A 4,461-nucleotide genomic window follows, 5' to 3' on the forward strand; every position below is an offset into this window, starting at 1 on the left:
CATAGCTGTATTGCTGTTACCATTCACATCAGTAACCGTTAAAACCACTTCGTTTTCGCCTACATTGCTACAAGAAAATTCAGTAATATCTAAATTATAAGTTGCGATACTACAGTTATCTGTTGAAACATTGTCTATTTGTGCTGGTGTAATTGTTGCCAATCCATCTACATCTAATTGAACAGTAATGCTTTGTGTAACTACTGTTGGTTTCACAGCATCTTCAACTGTAACTATGGCATCAATTGTTGATACATTTCCATTGTTATCAGTGACTGTTAAAGTAACTATGTTTGGATTTGTAGCAATATCTGAACAAGTAAACGCTGTTTTTGAAAGTTCTAAGGAAGCTATTCCACAAGCATCACTTGATTCATTGTTCACTAATTCCGCAGTGGTTGTTCCATTTCCCTTTGCATCTAACTGAACGATTACATTTTGAGCAATCGCTACAGGTTTAACTTCGTCTTTAACTGATACTGTTGCCGTCCCTGTATTACTATTTCCATTTATATCGGTTACTGTTAAGGTTACTTCGTTCTCTCCTAAATTGCTACAATCAAATGCTGTAATATCTAAAGCATAACTATCAATAGTACAATTATCAGTTGATGCATTGTCTATTTGCTCGGTTGTGATACTTGCTACTCCATTTTCATTTAACTGAACGGTGATGTTTTGAGTATTCACTGTTGGCGAGATGGGATCAACAAATACTGTAGCAATCGAACTGTATTCAGGAGAACAACTTCCTGTCGACACTTCTGCTCTGTAAAATGTTGTAACCACTAGGTCTTCTGCAGTATATGAATTACTCGTAGCCCCTTCAATATCGATCCAAATTCCATTGGAAACCGAATCTTGCCATTGAATACTTCCCGTATATTCGGACAGCAACAAATCTACTGCATTACCTTTGCAAATAGAAAGCTCATCCTGGGTGATATAAACATTATATTCATAATTAACATCTGCTTTCACTCCATAATTCCCACCCATAGATCTAAACTGACTTGTATACGCTGATCCCGAAACATCTAAAGCAACATCGGTAGAAATAGAATACTGAGCCCACGAGCTATCTTCCGTAAGATAAGTAACCGGCCCATCCCATAAATCATAGAATTGTAAACTAACTATATCTGACGGACTATCACCCGCAGGAAATTCTCGTTTATCGATTAAAATTCTATGACTTTTGCTATTGGAATTATAACCGTATAAAATCATAAACTCAACGGCACCTCCCAATACCGTTGCCTTTGTCCCTGTTCCTGTAATAATCCCACTAGTACCACCAATAGCCAGTGGAACCACTGTTACTTCAATTACATTAGATTCGGCAGCTGCTGTCCAATCGCTTTCGCAATCAACACGTGCTAATCTTTTAAACCATGTTGTATTCGTTAATGCATCTACAGTATAAGTTGTTGAATTGCTTGAAGCAATATCGCTAAAACCCGTAGATGCACTTGTGCTTGAACTTTGCCATTTGTATTCCAATGTTCCTGAATGTCCTGTTGGTAATGCAGAACTTGTAAAAGAATTTGGAGAGCTGTTATAACAAATGGTTTGATCTGTTGCAATGGTACCACCCAAAGTAGGATTGGTGCAAAAGAATATATCTTCTGCTGCAGTAAATTTTCCAAAGTTATCTATACTAGATAAAGAAATAGTATTATTTGAGGTATTTATTGTTCCTTGCTCATTTGACCAGCTATTTCCGTTATTAGTAGATTTAGATAGTTTTAAACTAGCTTCAGTTAAACCGTTCAATTCGGTGTCTACATAATTAAAAACAAGACTTGCATTTAACCCTGTATTAGTTGTAGGGGTAATATCAAAATAGCGTTTAATACTATTATTACTGTTATATGTTTGAACTGTATGTCCACGTGTAATAACAGTGCTTCCCAAATTGGCAGCAGTAGTAATTGTAGCACCCATATTGGCAACATTTAAGGAAGTAATAGCACTTAAATTTCTAGTTGTGGTGATAACTCCTGAAGCTCCAAAAAATTCACTCCCTGCCTTCTCTAAAAGATATGCTGAACTTCCTAATATAATTGTTTGGCCATTAAGATTTACTGGATTATTTGTAATTAAGTTTCCATTTACTGTTAGTCCTGAAGTTAGGGCAGGAGACGAAGTTGATGAAATCAATATATTAGCTACTGTTGGAAAACCTGCAATTGTAACTTGGTTTCCTAAGTTGGTTTTGTAAATTCCAATATTGTCGGTAGCAGTAGGAACGCCGTCTGACCAGTTAGCAGCATTACTCCAATTAGAAGATTCAACCCCTAGCCAAGTATCAAAAGCTTCAGAAGCTACCCAATCCGTGCCGGCCATATTTATTAAAGTTCCATTATTGTCATTGCCAGCAAAATCATGTAAGATAGTGCCATCAACTTCATCAAAACGGTAATATGCTTCCAAGCCAGCTTCTGTACCTACCAGCGTTTTTATCATATTTTCCTGAATTTCTTCAGCCGTTCTGGTGATTGACCAAATTCTAACTTCGTCGATACTTCCCTTGAAATAATTATCATGACCTCCAATGGATGCCTGAGCTAATTGGTACGGTGTTTTCACGGAAGCGGAATATGTTGAATAAACTAATCTTCCGTTTACATATACCAAATAGGAAGTCCCATCGAATGTTAAGGCAACATGATTCCATGAGCTAATGGTTAACACCTCTGGAGTAACGTATGAGTTCCAACTAATTCCATCACCAAATCCAAAATGAATTTTTAATCCATTTTGATAAACACTTGGAGGTCGGTTTTCAACTACACCAAAACCCTTTCCTAAAATATTACGCGCGAATTCGGTAACATCTGTTGGGTAAATCCACATTTCTTGAGTAAAATTTTTCCCTAATATTGGTCCATCATTAATCAGAACTTTGTCGTTAAGTCCGTCAAACTGAAGAGCATTTCGTGGTCCTGCAAAAGCACCCGATGTTTTCCATACAGGTGCATTAACTAAAATTCCTGTATTAGAATTTATACTAGTATCGGTTAATGAGTTGCCACTTCCCTCATTAAAATTGTAATAAGCTGTAAGGTCTGTTTCAGTTCCTGCTAGCTCTTTAAACATGTTTGATTGAATCTCCTCTTGCGTTCTAAGATCCGACCAAATTCGAACCTCATCCATAGACCCATCAAAAACATCAGTTACATTAGCTCCATCCCAATCCTGTCCAATTGAAAATCTTCCACCAACTACTGGCCTTACAGGAATAGTACAAGTAAAATCTACTTTCCCATTAATATAAACCGTTGTAGTATTGTCATTTGCAATAGTAACTGCTACATGTGTCCACTGGTTTAAGGGAACAACACGTAATGGCGATTTTGCTACTACATCGCTACCATTATTATAGCCCAATTGTATTTGTCCAAAAATATTAACACCTAATAATATTAAATTAGGGTTACCATTAGCCTCTGTACCATGAAAAGTCAGAAAAAAATGAGGACCATCAGATCTTGGGTTTATCCAAGCTTCCATACTTAAGGTTGTAGAGCTTGCTAAAGCTGTACTTACCCCATCGGCTGAAACATATTGATTAGAGCCATTTAAATTGAGTGCGTTGTTTTGGGCCTGAGTACTTTGGGAAGTTATAAAGGTGAGTCCTATACATAAAAGAACTAGTAAGGGGTAATTTTTTTTCATTTTTAACAGGTTTTTAAATTTGAGTACATATTTTCATAGATCTAGCATTTTTTTAGGGTGCTAAATTTTTAAAGTTAAAACCACTTGTTTACTTGAGCCTTCATAATAATATTAATTATTACAATAAAAAGAGCTATTTAATAAACAAACAACCTATTCCACAGTATAAATGGTTATATAGCACGAAGTTATATGAAATAAACTCGCTGCAATTTACCCTATGGTAAAAAAAAGTTATATTTACAACAAGAACTTAATGAATAATAAATATTAGATATATAAATATGCAACCAATAAATATAAAGGACTATCCGCATTATGTAGACCAACTTCATGCGTTTATAAATGCAACAAGTCCTATTTCTAATAGTTCTTGGGATAAAATGCTTGGTATCATGAAATTTTGGCGGGTAAACAAAGGGGTTCGTCTATTGGATTATATGGACGTTGAAAGTTCTGTCCGTTTCTTAGGAAAAGGTATTGTAAAGTGTGAAGATCACTACAATGATAAGTCATTTGTGTATGACTTTCGGGTGGCTCCAATTATTTTATCTGAAACTGTTTCCTTGCTTAACAATACGCAATCACGCATCACGCTTGAAACTGTAACAGAATGCGATTTTATTGAACTTCCCAGCGCTCCTTTTGTAGAGATGCTCTTTTCGAATATTGATCTGGCTAAATTTTGTGCAATAGGTGTAGTTAATTATTTAGGTATGACGCATTATAAGCAAGCTTTATTACGCACTCTTGATGCCGAACAACGGTATAAACAATTCC

General features: G+C 35.8%; 2 protein-coding genes. One reads left to right on the forward strand and one right to left on the reverse strand.

The window, feature by feature from the left end; all coding sequences use genetic code 11:
* The coding region (locus ABY863_RS12920; RefSeq protein WP_372795489.1) for a LamG-like jellyroll fold domain-containing protein at positions 1-3,681 on the reverse strand (3,681 nt) is incomplete at its 3' end.
* 284 nt (positions 3,682-3,965) lie between these two features.
* On the opposite strand from ABY863_RS12920, the gene ABY863_RS12925 reads away from it, so the two are divergent.
* On the forward strand, positions 3,966-4,461 hold a 496-nt coding region (locus tag ABY863_RS12925; RefSeq protein WP_372795491.1), incomplete at its 3' end, for a Crp/Fnr family transcriptional regulator.

The organism is Lutibacter sp. (genome assembly GCF_041562875.1).
Taxonomy (GTDB): domain Bacteria; phylum Bacteroidota; class Bacteroidia; order Flavobacteriales; family Flavobacteriaceae; genus Lutibacter.